This is a genomic window from Aeromonas sp. DSM 116730 (assembly GCF_046581335.1).
Classification (GTDB): domain Bacteria; phylum Pseudomonadota; class Gammaproteobacteria; order Enterobacterales; family Aeromonadaceae; genus Aeromonas; species Aeromonas rivipollensis.
In genome coordinates this window covers 4,211,034-4,237,613 of the sequence record NZ_CP144265.1, presented here as the reverse complement: position 1 = coordinate 4,237,613, position 26,580 = coordinate 4,211,034, and the positions used below count along the sequence as shown (strand labels likewise).

Annotated in this window: 21 protein-coding genes and 1 tRNA gene; 15 read left to right on the top strand and 7 right to left on the bottom strand. The window is 62.8% G+C overall.

The annotated features are described in order from the left end of the window. The first annotated feature begins 112 nt into the window (after window positions 1-112). Window positions 113-1,519, top strand: a complete 1,407-nt coding sequence (locus Aeroheme_RS19515) for a YfcC family protein (protein WP_411166409.1) — start codon at window positions 113-115, stop codon at window positions 1,517-1,519. Window positions 1,520-1,631: 112 nt separating this feature from the next. Here Aeroheme_RS19515 and Aeroheme_RS19510 read toward each other — a convergent pair whose 3' ends face one another. From Aeroheme_RS19510 to Aeroheme_RS19495, 4 genes are all read right to left on the bottom strand, one after another. After that, window positions 1,632-2,123 (bottom strand): arginine repressor, encoded by a 492-nt coding sequence (locus Aeroheme_RS19510; RefSeq protein WP_005324454.1) that lies wholly within the window; start codon window positions 2,121-2,123, stop codon window positions 1,632-1,634. Between the two features lie 200 nt (window positions 2,124-2,323). Further along, a complete protein-coding gene (pyrI, locus tag Aeroheme_RS19505) occupies window positions 2,324-2,788 on the bottom strand; it encodes an aspartate carbamoyltransferase regulatory subunit (RefSeq protein WP_005324452.1) in 465 nt (154 codons plus the stop codon). Window positions 2,789-2,805: 17 nt separating this feature from the next. After that, window positions 2,806-3,726: an aspartate carbamoyltransferase gene (gene pyrB, locus Aeroheme_RS19500; protein ID WP_005324450.1), complete on the bottom strand. Its 921-nt coding sequence runs from the start codon at window positions 3,724-3,726 to the stop codon at window positions 2,806-2,808. 232 nt (window positions 3,727-3,958) lie between these two features. Further along, window positions 3,959-4,543: a hypothetical protein gene (locus Aeroheme_RS19495; protein WP_411166408.1), complete on the bottom strand. Its 585-nt coding sequence runs from the start codon at window positions 4,541-4,543 to the stop codon at window positions 3,959-3,961. Window positions 4,544-4,745: 202 nt separating this feature from the next. Here Aeroheme_RS19495 and Aeroheme_RS19490 point away from each other — a divergent pair. Continuing rightward, window positions 4,746-4,822 (top strand) — tRNA-Trp (locus Aeroheme_RS19490). 377 nt (window positions 4,823-5,199) lie between these two features. After that, window positions 5,200-7,089, top strand: coding sequence for a methyl-accepting chemotaxis protein (locus tag Aeroheme_RS19485; RefSeq protein ID WP_411166407.1), 1,890 nt, complete (start codon window positions 5,200-5,202; stop codon window positions 7,087-7,089). A gap of 266 nt (window positions 7,090-7,355) precedes the next feature. Here the strand turns inward: Aeroheme_RS19485 and Aeroheme_RS19480 are convergent, their stop codons facing one another. Together Aeroheme_RS19480 and Aeroheme_RS19475 are read right to left on the bottom strand one after the other, a co-directional pair. Then, window positions 7,356-7,883, bottom strand: coding sequence for a lipocalin family protein (locus Aeroheme_RS19480; RefSeq protein WP_404835612.1), 528 nt, complete (start codon window positions 7,881-7,883; stop codon window positions 7,356-7,358). 16 nt (window positions 7,884-7,899) lie between these two features. After that, the gene (locus tag Aeroheme_RS19475) at window positions 7,900-8,802 is read right to left on the bottom strand and encodes an AraC family transcriptional regulator N-terminal domain-containing protein (RefSeq protein WP_408781792.1); all 903 of its coding nucleotides are present in this window, start codon (window positions 8,800-8,802) and stop codon (window positions 7,900-7,902) included. A 144-nt stretch (window positions 8,803-8,946) separates the two neighbouring features. Here Aeroheme_RS19475 and yqhD point away from each other — a divergent pair, with 144 nt between their 5' ends. The 6 genes from yqhD (at window position 8,947) to Aeroheme_RS19445 (ending at window position 18,214) form a co-directional block, all read left to right on the top strand. Then, the gene (gene yqhD / locus Aeroheme_RS19470; RefSeq protein WP_411166406.1) at window positions 8,947-10,110 is read left to right on the top strand and encodes an alcohol dehydrogenase; all 1,164 of its coding nucleotides are present in this window, start codon (window positions 8,947-8,949) and stop codon (window positions 10,108-10,110) included. 506 nt (window positions 10,111-10,616) lie between these two features. Continuing rightward, window positions 10,617-12,143 carry a Re/Si-specific NAD(P)(+) transhydrogenase subunit alpha gene (locus tag Aeroheme_RS19465; RefSeq protein WP_168236006.1) on the top strand — a complete coding sequence of 509 codons (1,527 nt, stop codon included), beginning with the start codon at window positions 10,617-10,619 and terminating at the stop codon, window positions 12,141-12,143. Window positions 12,144-12,154: 11 nt separating this feature from the next. Next, the gene (pntB, locus tag Aeroheme_RS19460; RefSeq protein WP_106885534.1) at window positions 12,155-13,639 is read left to right on the top strand and encodes a Re/Si-specific NAD(P)(+) transhydrogenase subunit beta; all 1,485 of its coding nucleotides are present in this window, start codon (window positions 12,155-12,157) and stop codon (window positions 13,637-13,639) included. 324 nt (window positions 13,640-13,963) lie between these two features. Next, window positions 13,964-15,256 carry a serine dehydratase subunit alpha family protein gene (locus tag Aeroheme_RS19455; RefSeq protein ID WP_411166405.1) on the top strand — a complete coding sequence of 431 codons (1,293 nt, stop codon included), beginning with the start codon at window positions 13,964-13,966 and terminating at the stop codon, window positions 15,254-15,256. A 156-nt stretch (window positions 15,257-15,412) separates the two neighbouring features. After that, window positions 15,413-16,813 (top strand): L-cystine transporter, encoded by a 1,401-nt coding sequence (locus Aeroheme_RS19450; protein WP_168236004.1) that lies wholly within the window; start codon window positions 15,413-15,415, stop codon window positions 16,811-16,813. A 72-nt stretch (window positions 16,814-16,885) separates the two neighbouring features. Then, the gene (locus tag Aeroheme_RS19445) at window positions 16,886-18,214 is read left to right on the top strand and encodes a CoA-disulfide reductase (RefSeq protein WP_411166404.1); all 1,329 of its coding nucleotides are present in this window, start codon (window positions 16,886-16,888) and stop codon (window positions 18,212-18,214) included. A gap of 115 nt (window positions 18,215-18,329) precedes the next feature. On the opposite strand, the gene Aeroheme_RS19440 is transcribed toward Aeroheme_RS19445, so the two are convergent. After that, the gene (locus Aeroheme_RS19440; RefSeq protein WP_163137524.1) at window positions 18,330-19,085 is read right to left on the bottom strand and encodes an outer membrane protein assembly factor BamD; all 756 of its coding nucleotides are present in this window, start codon (window positions 19,083-19,085) and stop codon (window positions 18,330-18,332) included. 116 nt (window positions 19,086-19,201) lie between these two features. Between Aeroheme_RS19440 and rluD the strand changes: the two genes are divergently transcribed. The 6 genes from rluD to Aeroheme_RS19410 all read left to right on the top strand — a co-directional run bounded on the left by rluD (window position 19,202) and on the right by Aeroheme_RS19410 (window position 26,492). Then, on the top strand, window positions 19,202-20,182 hold the full coding sequence (rluD, locus tag Aeroheme_RS19435) for a 23S rRNA pseudouridine(1911/1915/1917) synthase RluD (protein WP_005324417.1): 981 nt from the start codon (window positions 19,202-19,204) through the stop codon (window positions 20,180-20,182). Window positions 20,183-20,291: 109 nt separating this feature from the next. Then, the gene (pgeF, locus tag Aeroheme_RS19430) at window positions 20,292-21,029 is read left to right on the top strand and encodes a peptidoglycan editing factor PgeF (RefSeq protein ID WP_411166403.1); all 738 of its coding nucleotides are present in this window, start codon (window positions 20,292-20,294) and stop codon (window positions 21,027-21,029) included. Between the two features lie 258 nt (window positions 21,030-21,287). Continuing rightward, window positions 21,288-23,864, top strand: coding sequence for an ATP-dependent chaperone ClpB (clpB, locus tag Aeroheme_RS19425; RefSeq protein ID WP_411166402.1), 2,577 nt, complete (start codon window positions 21,288-21,290; stop codon window positions 23,862-23,864). Window positions 23,865-23,924: 60 nt separating this feature from the next. Then, window positions 23,925-24,746: an MBL fold metallo-hydrolase gene (locus Aeroheme_RS19420; protein ID WP_411166401.1), complete on the top strand. Its 822-nt coding sequence runs from the start codon at window positions 23,925-23,927 to the stop codon at window positions 24,744-24,746. 211 nt (window positions 24,747-24,957) lie between these two features. After that, window positions 24,958-25,581, top strand: coding sequence for a c-type cytochrome (locus Aeroheme_RS19415; protein ID WP_163137528.1), 624 nt, complete (start codon window positions 24,958-24,960; stop codon window positions 25,579-25,581). Then, window positions 25,578-26,492 carry a c-type cytochrome gene (locus tag Aeroheme_RS19410; RefSeq protein WP_411166400.1) on the top strand — a complete coding sequence of 305 codons (915 nt, stop codon included), beginning with the start codon at window positions 25,578-25,580 and terminating at the stop codon, window positions 26,490-26,492. Before Aeroheme_RS19415 ends, Aeroheme_RS19410 begins: the two co-directional genes overlap by 4 nt. Window positions 26,493-26,580 lie beyond the last annotated feature (88 nt).

Below are 26,580 nucleotides of genomic sequence, written 5' to 3'. Positions count from 1 at the left end.
AGTGGTGCCGGGGGGTGACCCCCGGCTTTTCGACCATGTGACGGCGGCATAACACCTCTAACCCTACGACCCGCAGATACATGGATACCACACCACAGAAGGAAGCTGGACCATGACCAAATTCAAGTTCCCGTCAGCCTACACCATATTGTTTGTGCTGATCGCCCTGGTGGCCGCCCTGAGCTGGATAGTGCCGGCCGGCAAATACGACATGGTAATGAATGAAGCCCTCGGCAAGGAAGTGCCGGTGGCTGGCACCTACAAGCTGGTAGAGGCCAATCCCCAGGGGATAGTCGACGTGCTGCTGGCACCCATCGACGGCCTCTACAACCACGACACCTATGAGGCAGGCGCCATCGACGTCTCCCTCTTCATCCTGATCATCGGCGGCTTCCTTGGCATTGTGACCAAGACTGGCGCCATCGATGCCGGTATCGAGCGCGTCACCGATCGTCTGCGTGGCCGCGAGGAGTGGATGATCCCTATCCTGATGGCGCTGTTCGCCGCAGGGGGCACCATCTACGGCATGGCGGAAGAGTCGCTGCCCTTCTACACCCTGCTGGTGCCGGTGATGATGGCCGCCCGCTTCGACCCCGTGGTCGCCGCCGCGACCGTATTGCTCGGCGCCGGTATCGGTACCCTGGGCTCCACCATCAACCCGTTCGCCACCGTGATTGCCGCCAACGCGGCCGGCATCTCCTTCACCGACGGCATCTGGCTGCGGGTCGCCATGCTGGTGGCCGGCTGGCTGCTGTGCGTGGCTTACGTGATGCGTTACGCCAAGATGGTGCGCAACGACCCCAGCAAATCCCTGGTGGCTGACAAGTGGGAAGAGAACCGTGCCCACTTCCTCGGCAACAAGAGCGACCAGATGCTGGAGTTCACCCTGACCCGTAAAATCGTGCTCGGCATCTTCGTCGCCGCCTTCGCCGTGATGATCTACGGTGTGGCCGTACTCGGCTGGTGGATGGCGCAGATCTCCGGCGTCTTCTTGGCCGCCGCCATCATAGTCGGCCTCATCTCTCGCATGAGCGAGGAGGAGCTGACCTCCAACTTCATCGACGGTGCCCGTGACCTGCTCGGCGTGGCCCTCATCATAGGTATCGCCCGCGGTATAGTCGTGGTGATGGACAACGGCATGATCACCCACACCATCTTGAACAGCGCGGAAGGGATCGTCACCGGCCTCTCCACTGTGGTGTTCATCAACGTGATGTTCGTGCTGGAAGTGGTGCTCTCCTTCTTGGTGCCGTCCTCCTCCGGCCTGGCCGTGCTGACCATGCCGATCATGGCGCCCCTTGCCGACTTCGCCAACGTGGGCCGCGAGCTGGTGGTGACCGCTTACCAATCCGCCTCCGGTCTGGTGAACCTGGTGACCCCGACCTCAGCCGTGGTCATGGGTGGCCTGGCCATCGCCAAGGTGCCTTATGTGCGCTGGCTGAAGTGGGTGGCACCGCTGCTTGGCATACTGACTGTGCTGATCGTGGTCTGCCTGAGCCTGGGGGCCCTGCTCTCATAAGGGATGACTATCAAGACGCAACGGGAGCCTGTGGGCTCCCGTTTTTTTATGGCCTAGATGACAGGCAACAAAAAGGCGACCCAGGGGTCGCCTTGCTGCATTCGGGGCTGGCTTAGCGCGCCTGCTCCAGGGTGCGCACCACGGCGGCATGGGCCTGGCGAGTGCGACTGATGTGGCGCGGGGCTATCAGCACCACATCGTTGCCGGCCACGGCCCCCAGGATCTCGGGATCGGCGTGGCGATCCAGCAGGCGGGCCACCACGGTCGCGGCCCCAGGGGTGGTGTGCACCAGCACCATCTGCTGGTTGTGCACCACGGCGCGCACCATGTCGTGTACGGAGCGGGTGCTGCCGGCGGGTTCCAGCTGATCGTCCACTAGCGTGTAGACCTTCTTGCCGTTGGCATTCTGGGCCTTGGCGACGCCGAGGCGGCGCAGCAGACGGGAGATGGTGGACTGGCTGATGTCGGCGAAGCCGCGCTCCGCCAGCTCGCGGCGGATCTCTTCCTGGGTGCTGTAGCAGTGCTGGCCGATGATCTGGCGGCAGGCATCGAGCTGGGCCAGGTCGGACTCCTGTTCCGGGGGGCGACTGAGGGTCTTGACCATGGCGACTTCCTTTGACGATGACAGATGGCTATGGCGCTCAGTCTGTCATGCCTGTTTTTCATAGCGAAAAACACTGATGACGAGCATTTCGGTAGGTGATGAGCGATGTCTAGCCGTTGCGAGATGGCAAATTATAACCAAAGGGGGAATTAGTGATGTGACAGGGGTCAAAAATGGGCCCCGCAGGGCCCGACAGAGTATCAATAGCGCTCGCTGACGATGTCCTGGGTGAAGGACTTCTCGCAGTATTTGCACTTCATGCGCACAGCGCCCTTCACTTCGCGCACCCGGAAGTAGCTGTCCACCGGCTCGTTGTGGGAGATGCAGTTGGAGTTGGGGCAGTGGAACACCCCGGCGATGAACTCCGGCAGCTTCAGCTGGTGCTTCTTCACCACGGCGAAGTCTTCGATGATGTTTACGGTCGCGGTCGGGGCAAACAGCGCCAGCTGGTTGGCCTGCTGTTCGGTCAGGCGGGTGTTCTCGATCTTGATGAGATCCTTCTTGCCCAGGGCGCCGGATTTGAGGTTGAAGCCGACGGTGATCCGCTCCTGGGTCTCGATCAGCTGGAACAGCTTGAGGATCTTGATGCCCTGGCCGGCGGGGACGTGGTCGATGACGGAGCCGTGACGGATGGCTTCGACTTGCAGTTGGTTCTTCTCGGACATGATGTTCCCCTTTTCCCTTAGACGGTTTCGTTCAGTACCAGTGCCAGCAGCGCCTGGCGTGCATAGACCCCGTTTTCCGCCTGCTGGAAGTAGTAGGCGTGGGGGGTCTTGTCGACGGCGACCTCGATCTCGTCGACCCGGGGCAGGGGATGCAGGATCTTCATGGTGGGTTTGGCCCCTTCCAGGGTCGCCAGCTCCAGCACGAACTTGGCGGCCATGTGCTTGTATTCGGTCTCGTCGAAGCGCTCTTTCTGAACTCGGGTCATGTAGAGGATGTCGAGCTCCGGCATCACCTCTTCCATGGTCTCGTGGACGCTGAACTGAATGCCCTTCTCCTCCAGCTCTTCGCAGAGGTAGTCCGGCATCGCCAGGGCTTCCGGTGAGATGAAGAAGAAGCGGCAGTTGAACAGGCTCAGGGCCTGGGCCAGGGAGTGGACGGTGCGGCCGTACTTGAGGTCACCGACGAAGGCCACGTTGAGGCCGTCCAGCTTGCCCTGGGTCTCGTGGATGGAGAAGAGGTCGAGCAGGGTCTGGGTCGGATGCTGGTTGGAGCCGTCACCGCCGTTGATGACAGGCACCCGGGAGAACTCGGAGGCCAGACGGGCGGCGCCCTCCTTCGGGTGGCGCATCACCACCGCATCGGCATAGGAGCCGATGATCTTGATGGAGTCGGCCAGGGTCTCGCCCTTCTTGGCGCTGGTGTTGCCGCCGTCGGCGAAGCCGATGATGTTGCCGCCGAGGCGCTGTACCGCGGTCTCGAAGGAGAGACGGGTGCGGGTAGAGGCCTCGAAGAAGCAGCTGGCGACCAGCTTGTCTTTCAGCAGGCGGGTGTCGGGTTCGGCCTTCAACCGCTGAGCGGTGGCGACCACCAGTTCCATGTCGGACCGGGTCAGGTCCGAGATGGAGATGACGTGTTTGTTATAGAGTGGATTGGTCATCGTCTGCATTCCCTTTGACATCAATGAAGGTTTTTCTGGCACAAAAAAAAGCCCCTGAAACAGGGGCTCTTTTTAAAAATAACTGGGGATCTGTGGGTCGGAAACCGGAAACAACGGGGCCGCTCTGGTGCGCTCCACCCGTCTGCAAGGCTGCTTTTTTCATCAAAAACGGCATCGTCCTGTCCCGACCTTTTTCAAAACCGGACAGATTATAGGGCTGGTTTTTGAATTGTCAAAAATTTATTTCAGAGGCAGGATTTGCCGGTAAAAACGTTTGAGTGTCGCGAACGGGTCGACAAATCCAGACCTGGTGTTCACTCTGCAACGGCAGACCATCTTCGGCCATGCTGCGCAGATAGCCGAGCCTGTGGTGCCCCTCCAGCAGGCAATATGGCTGCGGCAGGGGTTGGCCGTCCGGATAATGGCCGCCGGGCTCGGGGGCGAGCACTATGATGGGCTCTGACCAGGTGCCCCGGCTCAGCATGTCCTCGCCGAGCCAGGAGCGGCGCACATAGCGGTTGCTGCGCAGCATCTCGCCCCAGCGCTCGATCACCTCCATGTGGCGGGAGCCTATCTGGCTCACGATCTGGGCCGTGTCCCAGGCCTCGCACTCGAATTGGTGGCGGGCGAGGTCGATAAAGCTCCAGTTGGACTCAAAACCGCGCCAATGGCGGTAAATCCATTGCGTCAGCACATTTTGGGGAATGAAGGGCACCAGGGGAGAGACCCGCTCGAGATAGTCTGGCAGGGACTCGGTTTTGCGCTCATCCCGGAAGTTGAGGGGCGCAAGTTGTTGAAGCAGGCGGTAATTGAGCATGAACGACCTCCCTGTAGCTGGTTTCACCCTACCCCCATTTATGCCCCATTCCTACCCCGGCGGGACTGCAAATACAGCAAGTTACCCCGGCTGGTTGCGGGAATTGCCGCGATTTGCTCGTGAATTGTTCGATCGCATCGAAAGTGAGAAAAAAAGCCTTTACCTTTGATCCCGGCTTTGTATAATTCGCCTCGTTTGTTGCAGGGGCGTAGTTCCAATTGGTAGAACAGCGGTCTCCAAAACCGATGGTTGCGGGTTCGAGTCCTGCCGCCCCTGCCATTTTCAGAAAGGCCAGCTCATTGAGCTGGCCTTTCGCATTTCTGCGATCCCTGAACCTTTCTGCTGCGCCGCTCGCCGGCGACCCCTGACGCGCTCCGCGCGACTCACTTCTCTTGTCCTTGCCGATCCGCCCCTTGGGTTCGCTCACCCTCGCTGGTCGCCCTGGCGCCATGGCGTTGCTGACACTGGTGCCGCCAGCGGGCGGCCTCTGGATCTTGGTGCCCGGCGGCTGAGGTTGAGGCGGCATGCACAGCATCTTCGGCTGTTGATAAAGAAGAAATTAAAAGGATTCACTAAAGTCCAGTGAGGCTGCCGCCGATATCACCTACCAATATGGGGGTATTCCTGGCCTCCTGTCACCACAAGGATTTGTAGTCATGACACTCTCGTTGCGCGGCAAGCTGCTCGCGACCAGCCTGGGGGTAGTGCTGCTGATGGCTGCCCTGCTCGGCATAGTCGCCTTCCACACCCTCAAATCACGGACCCTGAGCGCCATCCAGAGCGAGGCGGTCAACTATGGTCACGCCCACTCGGTGGCCATCGGCAACTGGATGGCGGATCGCAAGCACGCGGTCGATGCCCTGGCCGCCGTCATTGCCGACAATCCCGAGGCGACTCTGGTGCCGCACCTGCTGCAGACCCGCACCTCCGGCGGCTTCGGCCTCACCTATTTCGGCTCGGCGCAAGGGGCCATGACCCGTCACGATCCCTCCCTCAACACCGCCAACTACGATCCCCGGGTACGCCCCTGGTATCAGGGCGCCAGCAAGGCGGGCAAGCTGATCGTCACCCCGCCCTACGTCAGCGTGACCATGCAGCAGATGGTGGTGACCCTGGCGGAGCCGGTGAGTCATCAGGGTCAGGTGATCGGGGTGGCGGGGGCGGATCTCTCCCTGGATGCCCTGATCGACGAGGTGCTGGCCATGAAGGTGCAGGGGGAGGGCTACGCCATGCTGCTGGACAGCTCCGGCCTCATCGTCGGTCACCCGCAGAAGGAGCTGGCCCTCAAGCAGGTAGCCGAGCTGGCCCCCGGCCTCACGGGGGCTACCCTGGAGGGCTGGAGCCGGGACGGCGAGCTGCACGTCGCCACCATAGCGGGGCGTGAGGTGCTGCTGTCGGTGCAGGGGGTGCCAGGCACCGACTGGCTGCTCGCCATGGTGATGTACAAGGATGTGCTGGAGGCGCCCTTCGCCAGCCTGCTGTGGCAGCTGGTGGGGCTGACCCTGGTGCTGCTGCTGGTGTTCAGCGCCCTGCTCATCGCCATGTTCAACTACCTCTTTGCCGATCTCGGCCGGGTCTCCAAGGCGCTGGCCGACATAGCCCACGGCGAGGGGGATCTCACCGTGCAGATCGCGGCCCACAGCAAGGACGAGGTGGGGCTGCTGGCCCAGAACTTCAACCTGTTCGTGGCCCGGCTGCACGGCATCGTCAGCCGGTTGCGGGATGTCACCGTCGAACTGGCGGCCCAGTCGCGGACCCAGGCGGCGGGGGCAGAGGCTCGCAGCCAGCGGGTGCGCGAGCAGCAGGACGAGATCGTCATGGTGGCGACCGCGGTGACCGAGATGGCGTCCGCCACCCAGGAGATCGCCGGCAACGCCGAGTTTGCCGCCACCACCTCAGGTGATGCGGTCAGGCTGGCCGTGGCCGGTCAGTCCCAGGTCGGCCAGAGCCAGCGCAGCATCAGCGGCCTGGCGGGGGAGGTGGCCGACGCCAGCCAGACCATTCATGAGCTGGATGGTCATGCCCAGAAGATCAGCGGCATCCTGGCCACCATCAGCGGTATCGCCGAGCAGACCAACCTGCTGGCACTGAACGCCGCCATCGAGGCGGCCCGGGCCGGGGAGCAGGGACGCGGCTTCGCCGTGGTGGCGGACGAGGTACGGGTGCTGTCGCGCCGCACCCACGACTCCACCGCCGAGATCCAGCAGATGATAGAGGCGCTGCAGCAGACTACGCGCCGCGCCGTGGGGGGCATGGAGACCAGCCGCCAGCTGGCGGGCACCAGCGTGGAGGATGCGGAGGCGGCGAACCAGAGCCTGGCGCGGATCAACGAGGCCATAGGCGCCATCAGCGACATGGCGACCCAGATAGCGGCGGCGGCGGAGGAGCAGACCTCGGTCACCGGCGAGATCAGCCGCAACACCGAGAACATCCGCCATGTCTCCCAGACGCTGGCGGCGCAGGCGAAGGAGGAGGCCGCCCAGGCCGCCGAGCTCAAGTCCCTGACCGAGCGGCTGGAGCAGGAGATAGGCCGCTTCCGGCTCTAGGGGCAGACCCTGATGTGACAAAGGCGACCCCGGGGTCGCCTTTATTCATGCGGTGTATGGATATTTTGTCGACATGCACCCGCTGAATAATGCCGGGGCCAGGCTTTGCAATCGGCCCGGTCAGGGGGGGGCAGAGCGGCTTGATCTAGCTGTAGGAGTCGATGTCCCGCTGGTCGCCGAGGGCTTGGGCCCGCTGATTGTCGGTGGCTGTGCTCAGCATCAGGGGGCGACCCGGGGAATGTCCGGCGGGGTGGCCTGGAAGATCTTCAAGGCGTGTTCCCGGCCGGCTCCTGGCTGACCCAGATAAGCTGGTCGGTAGCAAAGCCCAGCCCCTTCGCCTTGGCGATCAGCGCATCCACCTTGGCCTTGGGCGGCTGGGGGGAGCGGGAGAGGATCCACAGATAGTCGTGGTTGTAGCTGGTCACCAGGGAGAGCTGGTAGTCGGGGTCCAGCTCGATGACGTTGTAGCCGCCGTAGAAGGGGCCGAAGAAGCTCACCTTGAGCCGCGCCTCGGTAGGCTTGTCCACGAAGTAGGCCTTGCCTTCGGCCTCGCGCCAGCTGCCATCGCTCTGCAGGCCGCGGTTGAGCACCTTGACGCCGCCGTCGTCACGCAGGCTGTAGGTGGCGCTCACCCGCTCCAGCCCCCGCTCGAAGCTGTGGTCGAGACGGGCGATTTCGTACCAGGTGCCGAGGTAGCGATCGAGCTGGAAGCCGGTGACGGGGCGGATGCCGTCGGCGAGGCCGGTGCAGGCCGTCAGTAGCCAGGCGGTGAGCAGACAAAGCAGTGAACGCATGGGGGATCCCTCTCTTTTAGCCTTCGATGATGTGCAACTGGCCTTCCCGGAAGCGGGAGGCCTGATCCGTCGGCGTGCTGCCGAAGAAGCGCTTGTACTCCCGACTGAACTGGGAGTTGCTCTCGTAGCCGACCCTGGCCGCCGCCGCCCCCGCCTTGATGCCGTCGTGCAGCATCATCATGCGCGCCTTGTGCAGGCGAAACGACTTGATGTACTGCAGGGGCGAGGTGGCGGTGACCGCCTTGAAGTGGTGGTGGAAGGCGGAGACGCTCATGTTCACCTCCCGGGCCAGCTCCTCCATGGTCAGGGTGTCGGCGTAGCGCGCCTCTATCATACGCAGCACCCGGGCTATCTGGCCCACATGGTTGTGACGATTGGCCAGCGCCTGCAGCGCCGGGCCGCCCTCCTCGTGCAGGGCGTAGAACAGCATCTCCCGCACCGTCTGCGGCCCCAGCACCCGGGCGTGGTGGGGCTTGTCCATCAGATCGATCAATCGCTCGGCGGCACAGAACATTTCTTCGGACAGGGGGACAGAGTGCACACCGCTCTTTTGCACAGCCGGGGCGGGCAGGGCATCCCCCAGTTCCAGCAGCAGTTCTTGCAGGGTGGCGACGTTGATCTCCAGGGAGAAGCCGATGAGGGGCTGCTCGGGGGAGGCGAAGCACTCGCACTCGCAGGGCAGCGGCAGTGTCATCAGCAGGTAGTGGCTGGGGTCGTAGCGAAACACCTGATCCGCCAGATAGCCCACCTTGTGTCCCTGCAGTATGACGATCATCCGGGGCTGGTAGAGCACAGGCGTGCGGCCGTGATACTCGGTGGTGTAGATGAGGTTCACCTGCTCAACCGGAGAAGCTGTGATGCCCGGGGTGGTGACGTGGCGGGCCAGCCTGGCGGCGAGATCGGCGTAACGGTTGGACATGGTCGCTCCGGGTGGATTCTGATGATTTGTAGAAATAGGCAAGCAATGTGCAGAATGTTGCCTTGATGGTAGAGGTTGTCTGTAGAAAAATGCAATCAACATTTTGCGGCCAGGCCGCCGGACTATCAGAAGAAGGCAATGTCGATGAACAATTTTACTCTCCATACCCCCACCAAGGTGCTGTTCGGCAAGGGCCAGGTGGCCCAGCTGCGCGGCCAGATCCCGGCCGACGCCCGTGTCCTCATCACCTACGGTGGCGGCAGCGTGGTGCGTAGCGGCCTGTTGGCGCAGATCCGCAGCGAGCTGGCGGGCCTGACCCTGTTCGAGTTCGGCGGCATAGAGCCCAACCCGGCTTACGAGACCCTGATGGGGGCGGTCGAGCTGGCCCGTGCCGAGAAGATCGACTTCCTGCTCGCCGTCGGCGGCGGCTCGGTGCTCGATGGCACCAAGTTCATCGCCGCTGCCGCTCACTACGATCTGGCCAGGGAGCCCTGGCACATCCTCGAGACGGTCGGTGGCGAGGTGGCTTCCGCCATTCCCCTCGGCGCCGTGCTGACCCTGCCGGCCACCGGCTCCGAGATGAACATGGGGGCCGTCATCACCCGCAGGAGCAGCGGCGACAAGCAGCACTTCTTCTCGCCGTTCGTGATGCCGCGCTTCGCCGTGCTGGATCCCGTGCTCACCTATACACTGCCGGCCCGCCAGGTGGCGAACGGCGTGGTGGATGCCTTCATCCACACCCTGGAGCAGTACCTCACCTACCCGGTCAACGCCAAGGTGCAGGATCGCTTCGCCGAAGGCCTGCTGCTGACCCTGGCTGAGGAGGGCCCCAAGGCGCTGGTGGAGCCGGAAAATTACGAGGTGCGCGCCAACATCATGTGGAGCGCCACCCTGGCGCTCAACGGCCTGATCGGAGCCGGTGTGCCCCAGGACTGGGCCACCCACATGCTGGGCCACGAGCTGACCGCCCTGCACGGCCTCGACCACGCCCAGACTCTGGCGGTGGTGCTGCCCGCCCTGCTCGCTGCCAAGCGTGAGCAGAAGCGCGCCAAGCTGCTGCAATACGCCGAGCGGGTCTGGGACTTGCGCAGCGGCAGCGAAGAAGAACGCATCGACGGCGCCATCAAAGCCACCCGCGACTTCTTCGAGCGGATGGGGGTCAAGACCCGGCTGCGGGACTACGGCCTGGCCGATGCCAATATCGACACCCTGCTGGCCAAGCTCGAAGAGCACGGCATGACGGCGCTCGGGGAGCACGGCGACATCGACCTGGTGCAGAGCCGGCATATTTATGAAGCCGCCTGGTAAGAGGCGAGAGACCAGCTCCGGCCTTGTCCGGGGTTGAATCAGGGGGCCCGCTCCCGCCTTATGGCGGCGGCGCGGCCCCCGAGTCGTTACAAAACGGTTACTTTTTCCCCTTTCATCTCATCAGATGAGCCAACGGCAGATTTCATAAGAACAAAAAACGCTAAGGTAGAGGCTCGGCAAAACATTTTTTTTGACTGGTTGGATCACTTTTTTCAGCGCATTTTGCTGGTATAAGCCCCTAATTTGGTTTGTTTTTTTTAATCATGGTCCGGGATGGGCTGAATTCTGTACCCGCCCGCTCGGGGTCGTGGTTGTAATAAAACTCCAAAATTTGATACTAATCACCTTCGCGCCTGAAAAGCGGGGGCCTGACCATGACAGGAGGTTGAGGTAAAGCCTGCTGATTTTCATAACAAAGGGCCCGTGACCTGCACTTTGATCATGCCTTGTCCCCTCAGACATGAGAGACTGGGCAATGATTGTTTATTAACCATCAGGGAATAGTCATGCAGATTGGAATACCGAGAGAGAGTCTCGCCGGTGAGACCCGGGTCGCAGCGACCCCGGCCACCGTCGAGCAGCTGAAAAAGCTCGGCTTCGAGGTCGCCATCGAGGCCGGTGCCGGCCAGCTGGCCAGCTTCGATGATGCCGCCTTCGAGGCTGCCGGTGCCAGCGTGGTGCCGAGCGTCTGGCAAGCCGACCTTATCTTCAAGGTCAACGCGCCGACCGATGCCGAGATCGCACAAATTAAGGATGGTGCCACCCTGGTGAGCTTCATCTGGCCTGCCCAGAACCCCGAGCTGGTCAAGAAGCTGTCCGAGCGCAACATCAATGTGATGGCGATGGACATGGTGCCGCGGATCTCCCGTGCCCAGTCCCTCGATGCCCTCTCCTCCATGGCCAACATAGGCGGCTATCGCGCCGTGGTCGAAGCCGCCCACCAGTTCGGTCGCTTCTTCACCGGTCAGATCACCGCTGCCGGCAAGGTACCGCCCGCCAAGGTATTGGTGATAGGTGCCGGTGTGGCCGGTCTGGCTGCCATCGGGACCGCCGGTTCCCTCGGCGCCATAGTGCGTGCATTCGACACCCGTCTGGAAGTCGCCGAGCAGATCGAATCCATGGGGGGGGAATTCCTCAAGCTGGACTTCGGTAGCGAGGACGGTGCCTCCAGCGACGGTTATGCCAAGGTCATGTCCGATGAGTTCATCAAGGCCGAGATGGAGCTGTTTGCCCAGCAGGCCAAGGAAGTGGACATCATCATCACCACGGCCCTGATCCCCGGTCGTCCGGCGCCCAAGCTGATCACCAAGGAGATGGTCGACAGCATGAAGCCGGGTTCCGTCATCGTGGATCTGGCTGCCGCCACCGGTGGCAACTGTGAATACACTGTGCCGACCGAGCTGTTCGTCACCCCGAACGGCGTCAAGGTGATAGGTTACACCGATCTGCCTGGTCGTCTGCCCGCCCAATCCTCCCAGCTCTACGGTACCAACCTGGTCAACCTGATGAAGCTGATGTGCAAGGAGAAGGACGGCAACGTCGCCATCGACTTCGAGGACGTGGTTCAGCGCAACATGACGGTGATCCAGGCCGGTGAAGTGACCTTCCCGCCCCCTGCCATCTCTGTCTCTGCCGCGCCGCAGAAGCCGGCTGCCAAGGTTGCGCCGAAGAAGGCCGAAGAGAAGAAACCGTCCAACAAGAAGTTCGTGTTCGGTGCCCTCGGCATCGCCGCCTTCGGTTGGGTGGCTGCGGTGGCACCTGCCGCCTTCCTCTCCCACTTCACCGTCTTCATCCTGGCCTGTGTGGTCGGTTACTACGTGGTGTGGAACGTCTCTCACGCCCTGCACACGCCGCTGATGTCGGTCACCAATGCCATCTCCGGCATTATCGTGGTCGGTGCCCTGCTGCAGATTGGGCAAGGGTCGACCCTGGTCACCGTATTGGCCTTTATCGCCGTGCTGATTGCCAGTATCAACATCTTCGGTGGCTTCACCGTCACTCAGCGCATGCTGAAGATGTTCCGTAAGGATTAAGGGGGTTTAACGTGTCTCAAGGACTGGTAACAGCATCCTATATCGTTGCCGCCGTGCTCTTCATCCTCAGTCTCGCGGGACTGTCGAAGCAAGAAACGGCCAAGCATGGCAACCTGTTCGGTATCGCGGGGATGGCCATTGCCCTGCTCGCGACCGTCTTCAACCCGGAAACCAGTGGCGTGCACTGGATAGTCCTGGCCATGGTCATCGGTGGCGCCATCGGCGTGCGCCTGGCGCTCAAGGTCGAGATGACAGAGATGCCCGAGCTGGTGGCCGTGCTGCACAGCTTCGTGGGCATGGCGGCGGTGCTGGTGGGCTTCAACAGCTTCATCGACTTGCACCCCTCCGCACCCGCTGAGGTAGTCGTCTCCGTTGGCTCCAACCTGGATGCGACCCTGGCTGCTGCCCGGGCGGCGTTCGAGCAGGCGGCCAGCGTCGCCCAGGTCGAGCACCTCTCCGGCGCCATGCTGAACATCCACCTGGTGGAAGTCTTCCTGGGCGTCTTCATCGGTGCCGTGACCTTCACCGGTTCAGTCGTGGCGTTCGGCAAGCTGCGTGGCCTGATCTCTTCCAAGCCGCTGCAACTGCCCCATCGTCACAAGCTGAACCTGCTGGCCGTGGTGGTTTCGCTGGCGCTGATGATCCACTTCGTCAACGCCGGTGGCTCCACCTTCGCACTGCTGGTGATGACCCTGATCGCCTTCGCCTTCGGCTGGCACCTGGTGGCCTCCATCGGCGGCGCCGACATGCCGGTGGTGGTCTCCATGCTGAACTCCTACTCCGGTTGGGCGGCGGCGGCGGCGGGCTTCATGCTCTCCAACGACCTGCTGATCGTGGTGGGTGCCCTGGTGGGTTCCTCCGGTGCCATCCTCTCTTACATCATGTGCAAGGCGATGAACCGCTCCTTCATCTCCGTCATCGCCGGTGGCTTCGGCTCCGACGGTGTGGCCTCCACGGCCGATCAGGAGATGGGCGAATACCGCGAGACCAACGCCGAAGACGTGGCCGACATGCTGAAGAATGCCAGCTCCGTCATCATCACCCCGGGCTACGGCATGGCGGTGGCGCAGGCCCAGTACCCGGTTGCCGAGATCACCCACAAGCTGCGCGAGCGCGGCGTCAAGGTGCGCTTCGGTATCCACCCGGTTGCCGGTCGTCTGCCTGGTCACATGAACGTGCTGCTGGCGGAAGCCAAGGTCCCGTATGACATAGTTCTGGAAATGGACGAGATCAACGAGGACTTCAGCGATACCGACGTGGTGCTGGTGATAGGTGCGAACGACACCGTCAACCCGGCCGCCATGGAAGATCCGGGCAGCCCCATCGCCGGCATGCCGGTGCTGGAAGTGTGGAAGGCGCAGAACGTCATCGGCTTCAAGCGCTCCATGAACACTGGCTACGCCGGTGTCCAGAACCCGCTGTTCTTCAAGGAGAACACCCAGATGCTGTTTGGCGATGCCAAGGCCAGCGTCGAGGCCATCCTGAAGGCGCTCTAAGCGTCGATGGGATGAGACAAGAGGAGGCTTCGGCCTCCTTTTTTATTGCCCGTTTTTCAGGGGGGCGCGGGCAACACATTGATGGCAAAGGGCCCTGGCCGGGAGGGGAGATCTGCTACCGGCGGCAGGGCAGCAATCCGGTGACGTTGCCCTCGCTGGAAGGCATAATGGCGGCAAAAGGCGAGGGGGCTCAATTTTATTTGAGGCTCGAGCCACTAGAATCAAATAAAGTGACATGGACGGGGTGGCCCGGCGGGCGGCCCTCCAGATTGAACCCATACCCCCATACGATGCCTGCGGCACAGTGAACCAGAGAAACCACAGATGAAAGCACAATGGACCGACTTTATTACTCTGCTCAAGCGTGAAGTGGTGCCGGCCCTGGGCTGCACCGAGCCCATGTCGGTGGCGCTGGCCGCCGCCAACTGCCGCAAGCTGCTGGGGCAGGATCCGACCAACATCAGCGTCTGGGTCAGCGGCAATCTGTTCAAGAATGGCATGGGGGTCGGCGTGCCCGGCACCGGCATGATAGGTCTGCCGGTCGCCGCCGCCGTCGGCATCACGGGGGGCAACCCGGATGCGGGGCTGGAGGTGCTCAAGACTCTGACCCCGGAGCAGGTGGACGCCGCCAAGGCGCTGCTGCCCATCATCAAGGTGGACGTGAAGGATGTGCCTGATGTGCTCTACGCCGAGGTGCTGGCCGAGGCCGACGGTCACAGCGCCCGTGTGGTGATCTGCACGGATCACACCCGTATAGTGCTGCTGGAGAAGGATGGCGAGGTGCTGATGGAGCAGGACAGTGCCCCCGGGGTGCAGATCCAGCCCGCGAAATCCGACAAGCCCGCCATGACGCTGCGGGAGATAGTGGCGTTCGCCCTGGAGGCGCCACTGACCGAGATCGACTTCATCCGCGAGGCCGCCACCATGAACCAGGCGCTAGCGGATGAGGGGCTGCAGGGCTATGGCCTGCGCATCGGCAAGATCCTCACCGAGCAGGTGGAGCGCAAGCTGCTCTCGGACGATCTGATGACCTTGGCCATGCGCCTCTCTTCTGCCGCGTCGGACGCGCGGATGGACGGCGCCATGCTGCCCGCCATGTCCAACTCGGGCTCGGGCAACCAGGGCATAGCCGCCACCATGCCGGTGGTCGCCGCCGCCCGTTTCCTCAAGGCCGATGACGAGCAGCTGACCCGGGCACTGGTGATGAGCCACCTGGTGGCCATCTACATCAAGGCCTACCAGAACAAGCTGTCGGCCCTGTGCGCCGCCAGTACCGCCGCCATGGGCTCGGGCGCCGCCATCACCTGGCTGCTGGGTGGCCAGTTCGAGCAGATCAGCCACTGCATCAACAACATGATTGGCGACGTCTCCGGCATCATCTGCGACGGCGCCGGCAGCGCCTGCTCCATGAAGGTGTCCACCTCCACCTCGGCGGCGGTCAAGTCGTCGCTGATGGCCATCAACAACCTGCACGTGCCCCAGAGCGAGGGCATAGTCTCCGACGATGTGGACCAGACCATAGCGAACCTGGGTCGCCTCTCGAAACAGGGGATGCTGGACACCGACATAGAGATCATCAACATCATGCGGGCCAAGCAACAAGGCAAGGCTGGCTGATGAGGGGGGCGGCACTGGCCGCCCCCGGTTTTTGCAGAGATTGACGTCACCCCGAACGGGGGGCGTGCCGCCACGATGCGGCCAGTTTCGGGGCGAGGCGCAGGGTGCGCCCGTCCATCCATCTCGGGCCTCGCCCGTTTATTTTTGGGGAATATCATGACTCTTAGCGTTATCGGTAATCTGGCCATCCTGGTCATGTTGCTGCTGTTTCTCTACCGCTTGCAGCAGACCCACGTCAGCTTCACCCGCCGGGTCTTCTCGGGGCTGGGGCTCGGGGTCCTGTTCGGCTGGGCCTTGCAACTGCTGTACGGCGTCGGCTCCGAGGTGCTGGTCCAGACCGGCGACTACCTGGATCTGGTCGGCAGCGGCTACGTGAAGCTGCTGCAGATGATCATCATCCCGCTCATCATGGTCTCCATCATAGGCGCCATCCTCAAGCTGAGCGGCGGCACGGCGCTAGGCAAGATCAGCGCCCTGACCATAGGGGTGCTGATCTTCACCACCATGATCGCCGCCGGGGCGGGCATACTGATGTCCAACCTGTTCGGCCTGAGTGCCGAGGGGCTGGTTGCCGGCGCGGCCGAGACGGCCCGTGGCGCGGCCCTGCAGACCAGCCTCGGCAGCGTCGAGAGCATGTCCCTCCCCAAGATGGTGCTGGAGTTCATCCCGGCCAACCCCTTCCTCGACATGACGGGGGCACGCAAGACCTCCACCATAGCCGTGGTGATCTTCTCCATCTTCATCGGCCTGTCCGCCACCGGCATCGCCCGCAAGCAGCCCGAGATCTTCGCCAGCTTCGAGCGCTTCATGCAGGTCGCCCACGCCATCGTCATGCGGATGGTGACCCTGGTGCTGCGTCTCACCCCCTATGGCGTGCTGGCGCTGATGGCCAAGGTGGTGTCCGGCTCCAACTACGCGGACATCATCAACCTGCTGAACTTCGTGCTGGCCTCTTACGGTGCCATCGCCATCATGTTCCTGGTGCACCTGCTGCTGGTGAGCCTGGTGGGCATCAACCCGCTGCGCTTCCTGAAGAAGATCATGCCGGTGCTGGCCTTCGCCTTCACCTCGCGCACCAGTGCGGGCTCCATCCCCATGAACGTGCAGACCCAGACCCGGGCCCTCGGCATTCCGGCGGGCATCGCCAACTTCGCCGCCTCCTTCGGCGCCACCATAGGCCAGAACGGCTGCGCCGGCATCTACCCGGCCATGCTGGCGGTGATGATAGCGCCGACCGTGGGGGTCAATCCCCTGGATCCCGGCTTCATCATGACGCTCATCGCCATCATCACAGTCAGCTCCTTCGGGGTGGCCGGGGTCGGTGGCGGCGCCACCTTCGCGGCGCTGATCGTGCTCTCCGCCCTGGACTTCCCGGTGGCCCTGGCGGGCCTGCTCATCTCCATCGAGCCCCTCATCGACATGGGCCGCACCGCCCTCAACGTCTCCGGCTCCATCACGGCCGGCACCCTCACCAGCCGGTTGATGGGACAGACCGACATGGCGGTCTTCAACGGCGATGCCGAGGTAAGCCTGGACGGGGAAGAGTCCGCGGTCTGACCGGATCTTATCTTCTGATTTGTTTATGAAAAGGGGAGGCGAGGCCTCCCCTGTCGTGACTGGAGTCAAGCTATGCGTATTGTGATCATCGGTGGCGAAGCCGCCGGCATGAGTGCGGCGGCCAAGGCGCGCCGTCTGGCCAAGGATGCCGAGATTGTGGTCTATGAGGCCTCAGAGGTGATCTCCTTCGGGGCCTGCGGTCTGCCCTACTTCGTGGGGGACGACTTCCAGGAGCCGGGCTACATGGCCGAGTTCACCCCGGAGCAGTTCGCCGCCAAGGGGATAGAGGTGAAGATTGGCCACAGGGTACTGAGCCTGGATGCCGGAGCCCAGACCCTGCGGGTGGAGCACAAGGGGGACAGCTTCACCGATAGCTACGATCGGCTGATGATAGCCACAGGTGCCCGCGAACAGATGCCGCCGATCCCCGGCTTGCAGCAGCAAGGGGTGTTCGGCCTGCGCCGCATGAGCGATGGGCTGGCACTGAAGGCAGCGGTGCAGGATCCGCGCAACAAGAAGGCGGTGGTGATCGGCTCCGGCTTTATCGGGCTGGAGGTGGTCGAGGCCCTGGTCCATCAGGGCAAGGAGGTGCGCCTCATCGAGCTGGCGGACAGGGTCATCCCCGATGCCTTCGACTCGGAGATAACCCAGCACATCGAGACCGAGCTGCGCGAGCAGGGCGTCTCTCTGCATCTGGGTGAGCGCGTCCAAGCCTTGCTGGGGGAGGGCCGGGTGACCGGCGTGCGCACCGACCAGGGTGAGTACCAGGCCGATATAGTGGTGGTCTGCACCGGGGTCAGGCCCAACACCGAGTTCCTGGCCGACACCGGCATAGAGCGGCTCGGCAATGGCGCCATCAAGGTCGACCGTCAGGGCCGCAGCTCGCTGACCAATGTCTGGTCGGCGGGGGATTGCGCCAGCGTCTGGCACAGCGTCAAGCAGCAGCAGGTCTATGTGCCGCTCGCCACCATAGCCAACAAGCTGGGGCGCATGGTGGGGGAGAACCTGGCCGGCGCCGGCCAGGAGTTTCCGGGCACGCTGGGCTCCGCGGCGCTCAAGGTGCTGGGGCTGGAGGCGGGTCGTACCGGACTTTCTGAGAAAGAGGCCCAACAATTGGGCATCGACTACCGCACCGTGGTGATCAAGGACAAGTGCCACACCAACTACTGCCCGGGTCAGTCAGACATCCACGTCAAGCTGGTCTATGAGGCGGGCAGCAAGCGGCTGCTGGGGGGGCAGATCCTGGGTCGCAAGGGGGCGGTACACCGCATCGATGCCCTGGCAGTGGCCATCACCATGGGGGTGACCACGGATCAGCTCGGCATGCTGGACTTCGCCTATGCGCCGCCCTTCTCCCGCACCTGGGACGTGCTCAACGTGGCGGGCAACGTAGCCAAGTAGCTGAATGAAGATGACGGCGCATGCAGGGCGCCGTCATGGGAGGCGCACTCTGCGCGGAGATTGCAGCCATAAAAAAACCGATGCCTTGGCATCGGTTTTTTTGTTCCCGTCATGCTCAGCCGCGGCCAAGGCGATTGTCCGGGTAGTTCTTGGCCAGCACTTCGCGGGCGTGGCGGGCCAGGGTCGGCATCTTCAGGGTATCGTAGGCGTTGACCATGATCTCCAGTGCCTTCTCTGTCTCGACAGTGTCGGGATAGGTTTCGACCACCAGCTTGGCGCGGTTGGCGGCGGCGATCAGGGCATCACGCTTCACGTAATACTCGGCCACCCCCAGATCGTAGCGGGCGAGGCGGGTCTTCAGACCGACCATGCGGGCACGGGCATCGGCCGCGTAGCTGCTGTTGGGGTAGCTCTGCAGCAGGGTCTTGAAGTCCTGGAAGGCCTGACGGGCGTAGGAGGGGTCCTTGTCGTCCCGATCTATGCCCAGGAAGTCCTGGAAGAAGTTGTAATCCGCCGCCATGTTGGTCAGACCGCGCATGTAGAACACGTAATCGATGTTCTTGTGCGCCGGGTTGAGGCGGATGAAGCGGTCGATATTGGCGATCGCCTGGGCGGTATCATCCTGCTTGTAGTAGGCGTAGATGAGATCGAGCTGCACCTGGTTGGAGTAGGCGCCGAACGGGTAACGAGAGTCCAGCGCTTCCAGCAACTCGATGGCATTCAGGTAGTTGCCTGTGTCCAGTTTGAGACGGGCTTTCTGGTACAGAACTTCCGGCGGTTCGTCGGGAACCTTGGGTTTGGTGCTGGAACAGCCAGTGATCAGCGTAGCGACCAAGGCGAGCGACATCAGCAGGCGAGACTTCTTTCCCATCAACAACATCCGGTCCATTTCCACGAAATTGGCAAAGTATCCGTTATGCTTGGCTAAAAGAAAAGCTAGAATACCCGGATTATTTCGAATTGATACCCCCGCTCAAGAGACCATACATGAGCCAGCATATTGAACTGACAGGCGAATTCCAGGATCACCAATTCGGGCAGCGACTCGACCAGGCCCTGGCCGAATTGTTTCCAGACTACTCCCGCACCCGCATCAAGGAGTGGATTTTACAGGACAGAGTGACCCTGGACGGTCAGGTTGCCAATACCCCGCGCGAGAAAGTGGTGGCCGGGCAGCAGGTACATGTAGATGTCGAGTTGGAAGATGACACCCGCTGGGATGCCCAGAACATCGACCTCAACATCGTCTATGAAGATGAACACATTCTGGTGATCGACAAGCCGGCCGGCCTGGTGGTTCACCCGGGCGCCGGCACGCCGGATGGCACCATACTCAACGCCCTGCTGCACCGTTACCCCGGCATCGCCGAGGTACCCCGTGCCGGCATAGTGCACCGTCTGGATAAAGACACCACTGGCCTGATGGTGGTTGCCAAGACGATCCCGGCCCAGACCCATCTGGTGGAGGCGCTGCAGGCGCGTCAGATCACCCGTGAGTACGAAGCCGTCGCCATAGGTCACATGACCGCAGGCGGTACCGTGGATGCCCCCATAGGTCGCCACCCGACCCAGCGTACCCACATGGCTGTGGTGCCCAATGGCCGTCCTTCCGTGACCCATTACCGGGTGCACGAGAAGTTCCGTGGCCACACCCGTCTGCGTCTGCGTCTGGAAACCGGTCGTACCCACCAGATCCGTGTCCACATGGCTCACATCAAGCATCCGCTGGTGGGTGATCCCGCTTACGGTGGCCGTCTGCGCCTGCTGCGCAATGCGACTCCGGAGCTGACTCTGGCCCTGCGCAACTTCAACCGCCAGGCGCTGCATGCCACCATGCTGAAGCTGGCTCACCCCATCACCGGCGAAGTCATGGAGTGGCACTCTGCCACGCCGCAAGACATGCTGGATCTGATGGAAGTGCTGCGGGCTGATACGCTCGCCAACCCGGACGATTTGGTCTGGAGCTGATGCAATAGGGCCTGCGTCGGTTTCTGCCGCCGTCCGGCCCTAAGAGATGCCAAACGGGGTTCCCTTTCAGGAGCCCCGTTTTTATATCCGTGAATGGAAGGAGTCACAGATGAACTGGATTGAACCCGACTGGCCCGCTCCTGGCAATGTCAGGGCCCTGTCGACCACCCGGGATGGTGGCCTGAGCGAAGGGGTCTTCGCCGGTCTCAACCTGGGGGCCCACGTGGGGGACGAGCCGGCACGGGTCGAGGCCAACCGTGCCCGCCTGCAACAGGCGGCGCAGATCCCCGGGCCCCTCAACTGGCTCAACCAGGTGCACGGCATCGCAGTCCACCCCGTCAGCAACGAATACGACGGGGCGCCGGACGCCGATGCGGCCTGCACCCAGCAAGCCGGGCAGGCCTGCATAGTGATGACAGCCGACTGCCTGCCGGTGCTGTTTTGCGACCGGGCCGGCACAGTGGTGGCTGCCGCTCACGCCGGTTGGCGTGGGCTGAAGGAGGGAGTACTGGAAGCCAGTATCGCCGCCATGGGCTGCGAGCCGGGGGAGATCCTGGCCTGGCTCGGCCCGGCAATCGGCCCCACGGCGTTCGAAGTGGGTGGTGAGGTGCGCGAGGCCTTTATGGCGGAGCAGGCCGAGGCGGTCGCCGCCTTCGAGCCTTCAGCCAACGACGGGAAATGGCTGGCGGATATCTACCGGCTGGCCCGCCTGCGACTGGCTCGCGCCGGTGTGAACGCTGTCTATGGCGGCGAATTCTGCACCTTCGGCGACGGCGATCAGTTCTACTCTTATCGCCGCGACGGCCAGACCGGCCGCATGGCCTCCCTTGTCTGGTTGGATAAATAGAAGTTGAGAAGGGGGCATCAGCGTAATCGGTGCGACGCCCTATGCGCGAGGTGATTGTCTCCCTTCATCTGGTCGACCCCTGGTAAAGAGTCCCGACCCTGTCAGTGGAACAAGGGCGGGAATGCCCCCGCATCCCATATTGAAGAAAAAATAACCAACCTCGCCCCTTGAAATAACCCGTACGGGCCTCATTTACCTTGTCAGAAGATCATGTTGTTTGCCGCGCAAGCGGCGTGTCTGTTTCAAAGGGGGAGTGCAATGCGCCTCGATCGCCTGACCAGCAAATTCCAAGTCGCTATTTCCGATGCCCAGTCTCTCGCACTGGGTCGTGACCACCAATTCATCGAACCCGTCCACCTGATGACAGCCCTGCTCAATCAGGATGGCGGCTCCATACGCCCGCTGCTGACCCTGACCGGGATGGACATCAATGCCTTGCGCTCCCGTCTCGGCGAGGAGCTCGACCGCCTGCCCAAGGTGAGCGGCGTCGAAGGGGATGTGCAACTTTCCAACGGCCTCGGTCGTCTGCTCAACGTCTGCGACAAGCTGGCCCAGCAGCGCAAGGATCAGTTCATCTCGTCCGAGCTGTTCGTGCTGGCCGCCCTCGACGAGAAGGGCAACCTGGGGGAGCTGCTGCGCGCCCAGGGCCTGACCAAGGAAAAACTCGAAGCCGCCATCGACAAGGTGCGTGGCGGCAAGAAGATCGATGATGCCAACGCCGAGGAGAACCGCCAGGCGCTGGAGAAGTACACCATAGACCTCACCGAGCGGGCCGAACTCGGCAAACTTGACCCTGTGATCGGCCGGGATGAAGAGATCCGCCGCACCATACAGGTGCTGCAACGCCGCACCAAGAACAACCCCGTGCTGATCGGTGCCCCCGGCGTCGGCAAGACCGCCATCGTCGAGGGGCTGGCCCAGCGCATCATCAACGGCGAGGTGCCGGAGGGGCTCAAGAACAAGCGGGTGTTGTCGCTGGACATGGGGGCCCTGGTGGCCGGTGCCAAGTATCGCGGCGAGTTCGAGGAGCGGCTCAAGGCGGTGCTGAGCGATCTCGCCAAGGAGGAGGGCAATGTCATCCTCTTCGTGGACGAGCTGCACACCATGGTCGGCGCCGGCAAGGGCGAGGGGGCCATGGACGCGGGCAACATGCTCAAACCGGCCCTGGCGCGCGGTGAGCTGCACTGCGTCGGTGCCACCACCCTCGACGAATATCGCCAGTACGTGGAGAAAGACGCCGCCCTTGAGCGCCGCTTCCAGAAGGTGCTGGTGGAGGAGCCCTCGGTGGAGGACACCATCGCCATACTGCGCGGCCTTAAAGAACGCTACGAGCTGCACCACCATGTGCAGATCACAGACCCCGCCATAGTTGCGGCGGCCCAGCTGTCCCACCGCTACATCGCGGATCGCCAGCTGCCTGACAAGGCGATAGATCTCATCGACGAGGCGGCGGCCAGCATCCGGCTGCAGATCGACTCCAAGCCTGAGTCCCTGGACCGGCTGGAGCGGCGCATCATACAGCTCAAGCTGGAGCAGCAGGCGCTGATGAAGGAGGACGACGACGCCAGCCGCAAGCGGCTCGATCTGCTCAACCAGGAGCTGACCGAGAAGGAGCGGGAATACAACGAGCTGGAAGAGGTGTGGAAGGCCGAGAAGGCCGCCCTTGCCGGTACCCAGCACATCAAGGCCGCGCTGGAGCAGGCCCGTCAGGATCTCGAGGTGGCCCGCCGGGCCGGGGATCTCGGCCGCATGTCCGAGCTGCAATATGGCCGCATCCCCGAGCTGGAGAAACAGCTGGATCTCGCCACCCAGGCGGAGATGCAGGAGACCAGCCTGCTGCGCAACAGAGTCACCGACGTGGAGATCGCAGACGTCCTAGCGCGCTGGACCGGCATTCCGGTGGCGCGGATGCTGGAAGGGGAGCGGGACAAGCTGCTGCGGATGGAAGAGCAACTGCACAGCCGGGTGATCGGCCAGGAAGAGGCGGTGGACGCCGTCTCCAACGCCATCCGTCGCTCCCGCGCCGGGCTGTCCGATCCGAATCGCCCCATCGGCTCCTTCCTGTTCCTCGGGCCTACCGGGGTGGGCAAGACAGAGCTGTGCAAGGCGCTGGCGGAGTTCCTGTTCGATACCCAGGATGCCATGGTGCGCATCGACATGTCCGAGTTCATGGAGAAGCACAGCGTGGCGCGGCTGGTGGGGGCACCTCCCGGCTACGTGGGCTACGAGGAGGGGGGTTATCTCACCGAGGCGGTACGCCGTCGCCCCTACTCGGTGATCCTGCTGGACGAGGTGGAGAAGGCGCACCCGGATGTGTTCAACATATTGTTGCAGGTGCTGGACGACGGTCGTCTGACCGATGGTCAGGGCCGCACCGTCGATTTCCGCAATACCGTGGTGATCATGACCTCCAACCTCGGCTCGGATCTGATCCAGGAGCACTACGCCGAGAAGGACTATGAGGAGATGAAGGCCCTGCTGATGGAGCTGCTGACCCGCAGCTTCCGCCCGGAGTTCATCAACCGGATCGACGAGACTGTGGTGTTCCACCCCCTCGGCGAGGATCACATCAAGTCCATCGCCCGCATCCAGCTCAAGAGCCTGATGGGCCGTCTGGAGTCCCAGGGCTTCGAGGTGGAGGTGAGCGAGGAGCTGCTGACCAAGCTGGTCCACGCCGGTTTCGATCCCGTCTACGGGGCGCGTCCCCTCAAGCGGGCGATCCAGCAGAAGGTGGAGAACCCGCTGGCCCAGGCGCTGCTCAGCGGCCGGGTCATCCCCGGCAAGAAGTTGCTGCTGGGTGCCGACAGCAACGGGCTCACCATGAGCCAGCCATGATGGTGTCATCGATGAAAAACGCAGGCCTTGTGCCTGCGTTTTGTTTTCAGGGTGATTGAGATGCTGACGTTTTCCGTCTTGGTGGATGATGATGTTCATCTACCCGGCTGCCTGCCTGAAAAGGGACTGTCGTTGCTGTTGGAGTGCGATGGCCTCAGGGTGCTGTTCGACAGCGGTCGGGGCCGGGTGCTGCGCCACAATGCCGAGGTGATGGGGGTCGATCTCGGCTCTCTCACCCATGTGGTGCTGTCCCACGGTCATTACGACCATGTGGGCGGCATCGGCTCCCTGCCCGTATATTCCGATCCTATCCCGTTGATCGCCTGTCCGGATGTGTTCAATGAGCGGGGCTACTTCCTGCCGTTGCTGCCCCGACGCTACAACCTCTACCGCCTCTCGGGCGACCTGGATCCGCTACAACTGGCGACGAGAGGGCTGCTGCCTCACTGTTCGGCCGAGCCGGTCTGGCTGTCCGAGCGACTGGTGTTTCTCGGGAGCATCGCGCGGCGCGACAAGGCGGCGCCTTCCCTGCTTGGCTACATATTGCGAGGTGGTCGAGTGGAGAAGGATCTTATCAGCGACGACTCGGCGCTGGCCTACAAGAGCGAGCAGGGTCTGATTGTCTTCATCGGCTGCGGCCACTCCGGGGTCGAAAACATCGTCCAGTGGGCCAAGGAGGTGTGTGGCGACGAGCGGGTGCATGCCGTCATAGGTGGCTTGCACCTGAAGTTTTCCGGCCCGCAACGGGCAGTTGCGCTGGGGTCATATTTGCAACGGGAAGGGGTCGGCAGCCTTTTTGCCTGTCACTGTACCGGCAAGCGGAAGGTGGGGCTGCCAAGGCAAACCCAGATAGGGGCGGGCTTTGAACATGTGTTCCCGTGAGCCTGAGCGAGGTGGGAAGCTAGCCCAACCAGCACTGCGGCGGTGACGATGAGGCCATCGACCAGAACCACGCCAGCCCTCGGGCTGGCGTTTTTATTGTCGCAGCGTGTTGGCGTTAACATGGCGATAACTATTGGTCATCGAATTGTAGTGATAGGCTTCATACCATTAATGACGCCATTGTCATTGTCAGGAGAGGGAGCCTTTGCCGATGAGGACACGATTTTCGCTCATGTTGCTGTGCAGCAGCCTGGTGCCCCTGGCGGTGCAGGGGGAGCAAGCAACCCAGGATGTGCCCCAGATCTGCGCCACCTGCCACGGGATGAACGGCGTACCCAAGGAGTCGAACATCCCCAATCTCTGGGGACAGTCGGAGGCCTACCTGACCGAGCAACTGCGTGCCTTTCGCAGCGGCAAACGGGTCAGCGATTTCATGAATCCCATCATCTACCAGTTGAGCGACGAGCAGATAGCCCGGGCGGCCAGCCATTTTGCCGGCCAGGCTGCCGCCAGGGAGGTGAGCCTGCACTGGAGCGGCGACAAGTGGCCCGGGGACATGGAGACGGGGGAGCGGCTGGCCCTGGCCGGCAAACCTGAGCGCAATCTGCCGGCCTGCGTGGCTTGCCATGGCCCGAGTGGCGTCGGCGTCATGCCCCTGTTTCCCCGTCTCGCCGGTCAGGATCCCGCCTACCTCAAGCGGCAGTTGATCTACTGGAAGGCCGACAAGCGCCCGCTCGGCGCCATGGGCTCCATGCCTGCCATCGCCAAGTCGCTCAGCGAGGCGGAAATGGACGCAGTGGCCAACTACTTCGCGGCGCAGGGGGTGGCGAAATGAAGCATGCATATCTGATGGCCTGCCTGCTGGCCGGTTTGGCTCATGGCGCAGCGTTCGAGGATCAGTTCAGCGTCCCGCTCGGGGAGAAGGCACCCGATGGCAACTACCACAAGGTGCCCGACTGGTCTGCCGTGCCGGAGGGGGAGATGGGCGCGGCCATCAAGCGTGGCTACAGCCTGTTCGTCAACACCCAGCAGCTCAAGGGGCAGGGCCAGCCGGGGAACGGCTTGCAGTGCAGCAACTGCCACCTGGGGGCCGGCATCATTGCCGGTGCCAGTCCGATGTGGGGGGCCTATCCGGCCTACCCCGCCTATCGCAAGAAGAACAACAAGGTGAACACCTATGAGGATCGGCTGCAAGGCTGCTTCCTCTATTCGATGAATGCCAGAGAGGGCCAGCCCCCCGCCTATGACAGCCAGGCGATCCGGGACCTGGTGGCCTACTCCTACTGGCTGGCGAGCGGTGCCCCCATCAGCGACAAGCTGCCCGGGCGCAACTTCTTCACCATCGCCACCCCTCCCCAGGCCCCCGATTTCAAGCGGGGCCAGAGCGTCTATGCCGAGCGCTGTGCCGATTGCCACGGCGGTGAGGGGGAGGGCAAGAAGGTGGCGGATCGCTATGTCTTCCCACCTCTGTGGGGCAAGGAGAGCTACAACTGGGGCGCGGGCATGCACGGCATCGACAAGGCGGCCGCCTTCATCAAGAGCAACATGCCGCTCTCCCAGGGGGGGAGTCTGAGCGATCAGCAGGCCTGGGATGTCTCCATTTACATCAACAGCCACGAGCGCCCTCAGGATCCCAGGTTCAAGGGGGATCTCGGCCAGACCACCAAGGCGTTCCATGGCACCTACTCCCAGTACGGCTTGCCTTCCCCGGTGGATGGTCACCTGCTGGGCAGCAAGGCGTATTGAGGGCTGAGGCAGGACTGCAGAGGGGCTCAGGCCCCTTTTTTCATGGGTCACCGGGCCGCAGGCAAAAAAAACGGCAATCCGAAGATTG

Coding starts and splice junctions, on each gene's coding strand:
- Aeroheme_RS19415 (WP_163137528.1), top strand. CDS start 24,958: ATGAGGACACGATTTTCGCTCATGTTGCTGTGCAGCAGCCTGGTGCCC.
- pyrB (WP_005324450.1), bottom strand. CDS start 3,726: ATGACCAATCCACTCTATAACAAACACGTCATCTCCATCTCGGACCTG.
- pyrI (WP_005324452.1), bottom strand. CDS start 2,788: ATGTCCGAGAAGAACCAACTGCAAGTCGAAGCCATCCGTCACGGCTCC.
- Aeroheme_RS19475 (WP_408781792.1), bottom strand. CDS start 8,802: ATGTCCAACCGTTACGCCGATCTCGCCGCCAGGCTGGCCCGCCACGTC.
- Aeroheme_RS19440 (WP_163137524.1), bottom strand. CDS start 19,085: ATGGGAAAGAAGTCTCGCCTGCTGATGTCGCTCGCCTTGGTCGCTACG.
- Aeroheme_RS19515 (WP_411166409.1), top strand. CDS start 113: ATGACCAAATTCAAGTTCCCGTCAGCCTACACCATATTGTTTGTGCTG.
- Aeroheme_RS19485 (WP_411166407.1), top strand. CDS start 5,200: ATGACACTCTCGTTGCGCGGCAAGCTGCTCGCGACCAGCCTGGGGGTA.
- Aeroheme_RS19510 (WP_005324454.1), bottom strand. CDS start 2,123: ATGGTCAAGACCCTCAGTCGCCCCCCGGAACAGGAGTCCGACCTGGCC.
- pgeF (WP_411166403.1), top strand. CDS start 20,292: ATGAACTGGATTGAACCCGACTGGCCCGCTCCTGGCAATGTCAGGGCC.
- Aeroheme_RS19445 (WP_411166404.1), top strand. CDS start 16,886: ATGCGTATTGTGATCATCGGTGGCGAAGCCGCCGGCATGAGTGCGGCG.
- Aeroheme_RS19465 (WP_168236006.1), top strand. CDS start 10,617: ATGCAGATTGGAATACCGAGAGAGAGTCTCGCCGGTGAGACCCGGGTC.
- rluD (WP_005324417.1), top strand. CDS start 19,202: ATGAGCCAGCATATTGAACTGACAGGCGAATTCCAGGATCACCAATTC.
- Aeroheme_RS19455 (WP_411166405.1), top strand. CDS start 13,964: ATGAAAGCACAATGGACCGACTTTATTACTCTGCTCAAGCGTGAAGTG.
- Aeroheme_RS19450 (WP_168236004.1), top strand. CDS start 15,413: ATGACTCTTAGCGTTATCGGTAATCTGGCCATCCTGGTCATGTTGCTG.
- clpB (WP_411166402.1), top strand. CDS start 21,288: ATGCGCCTCGATCGCCTGACCAGCAAATTCCAAGTCGCTATTTCCGAT.
- Aeroheme_RS19410 (WP_411166400.1), top strand. CDS start 25,578: ATGAAGCATGCATATCTGATGGCCTGCCTGCTGGCCGGTTTGGCTCAT.
- Aeroheme_RS19420 (WP_411166401.1), top strand. CDS start 23,925: ATGCTGACGTTTTCCGTCTTGGTGGATGATGATGTTCATCTACCCGGC.
- Aeroheme_RS19480 (WP_404835612.1), bottom strand. CDS start 7,883: ATGCGTTCACTGCTTTGTCTGCTCACCGCCTGGCTACTGACGGCCTGC.
- yqhD (WP_411166406.1), top strand. CDS start 8,947: ATGAACAATTTTACTCTCCATACCCCCACCAAGGTGCTGTTCGGCAAG.
- Aeroheme_RS19495 (WP_411166408.1), bottom strand. CDS start 4,543: ATGCTCAATTACCGCCTGCTTCAACAACTTGCGCCCCTCAACTTCCGG.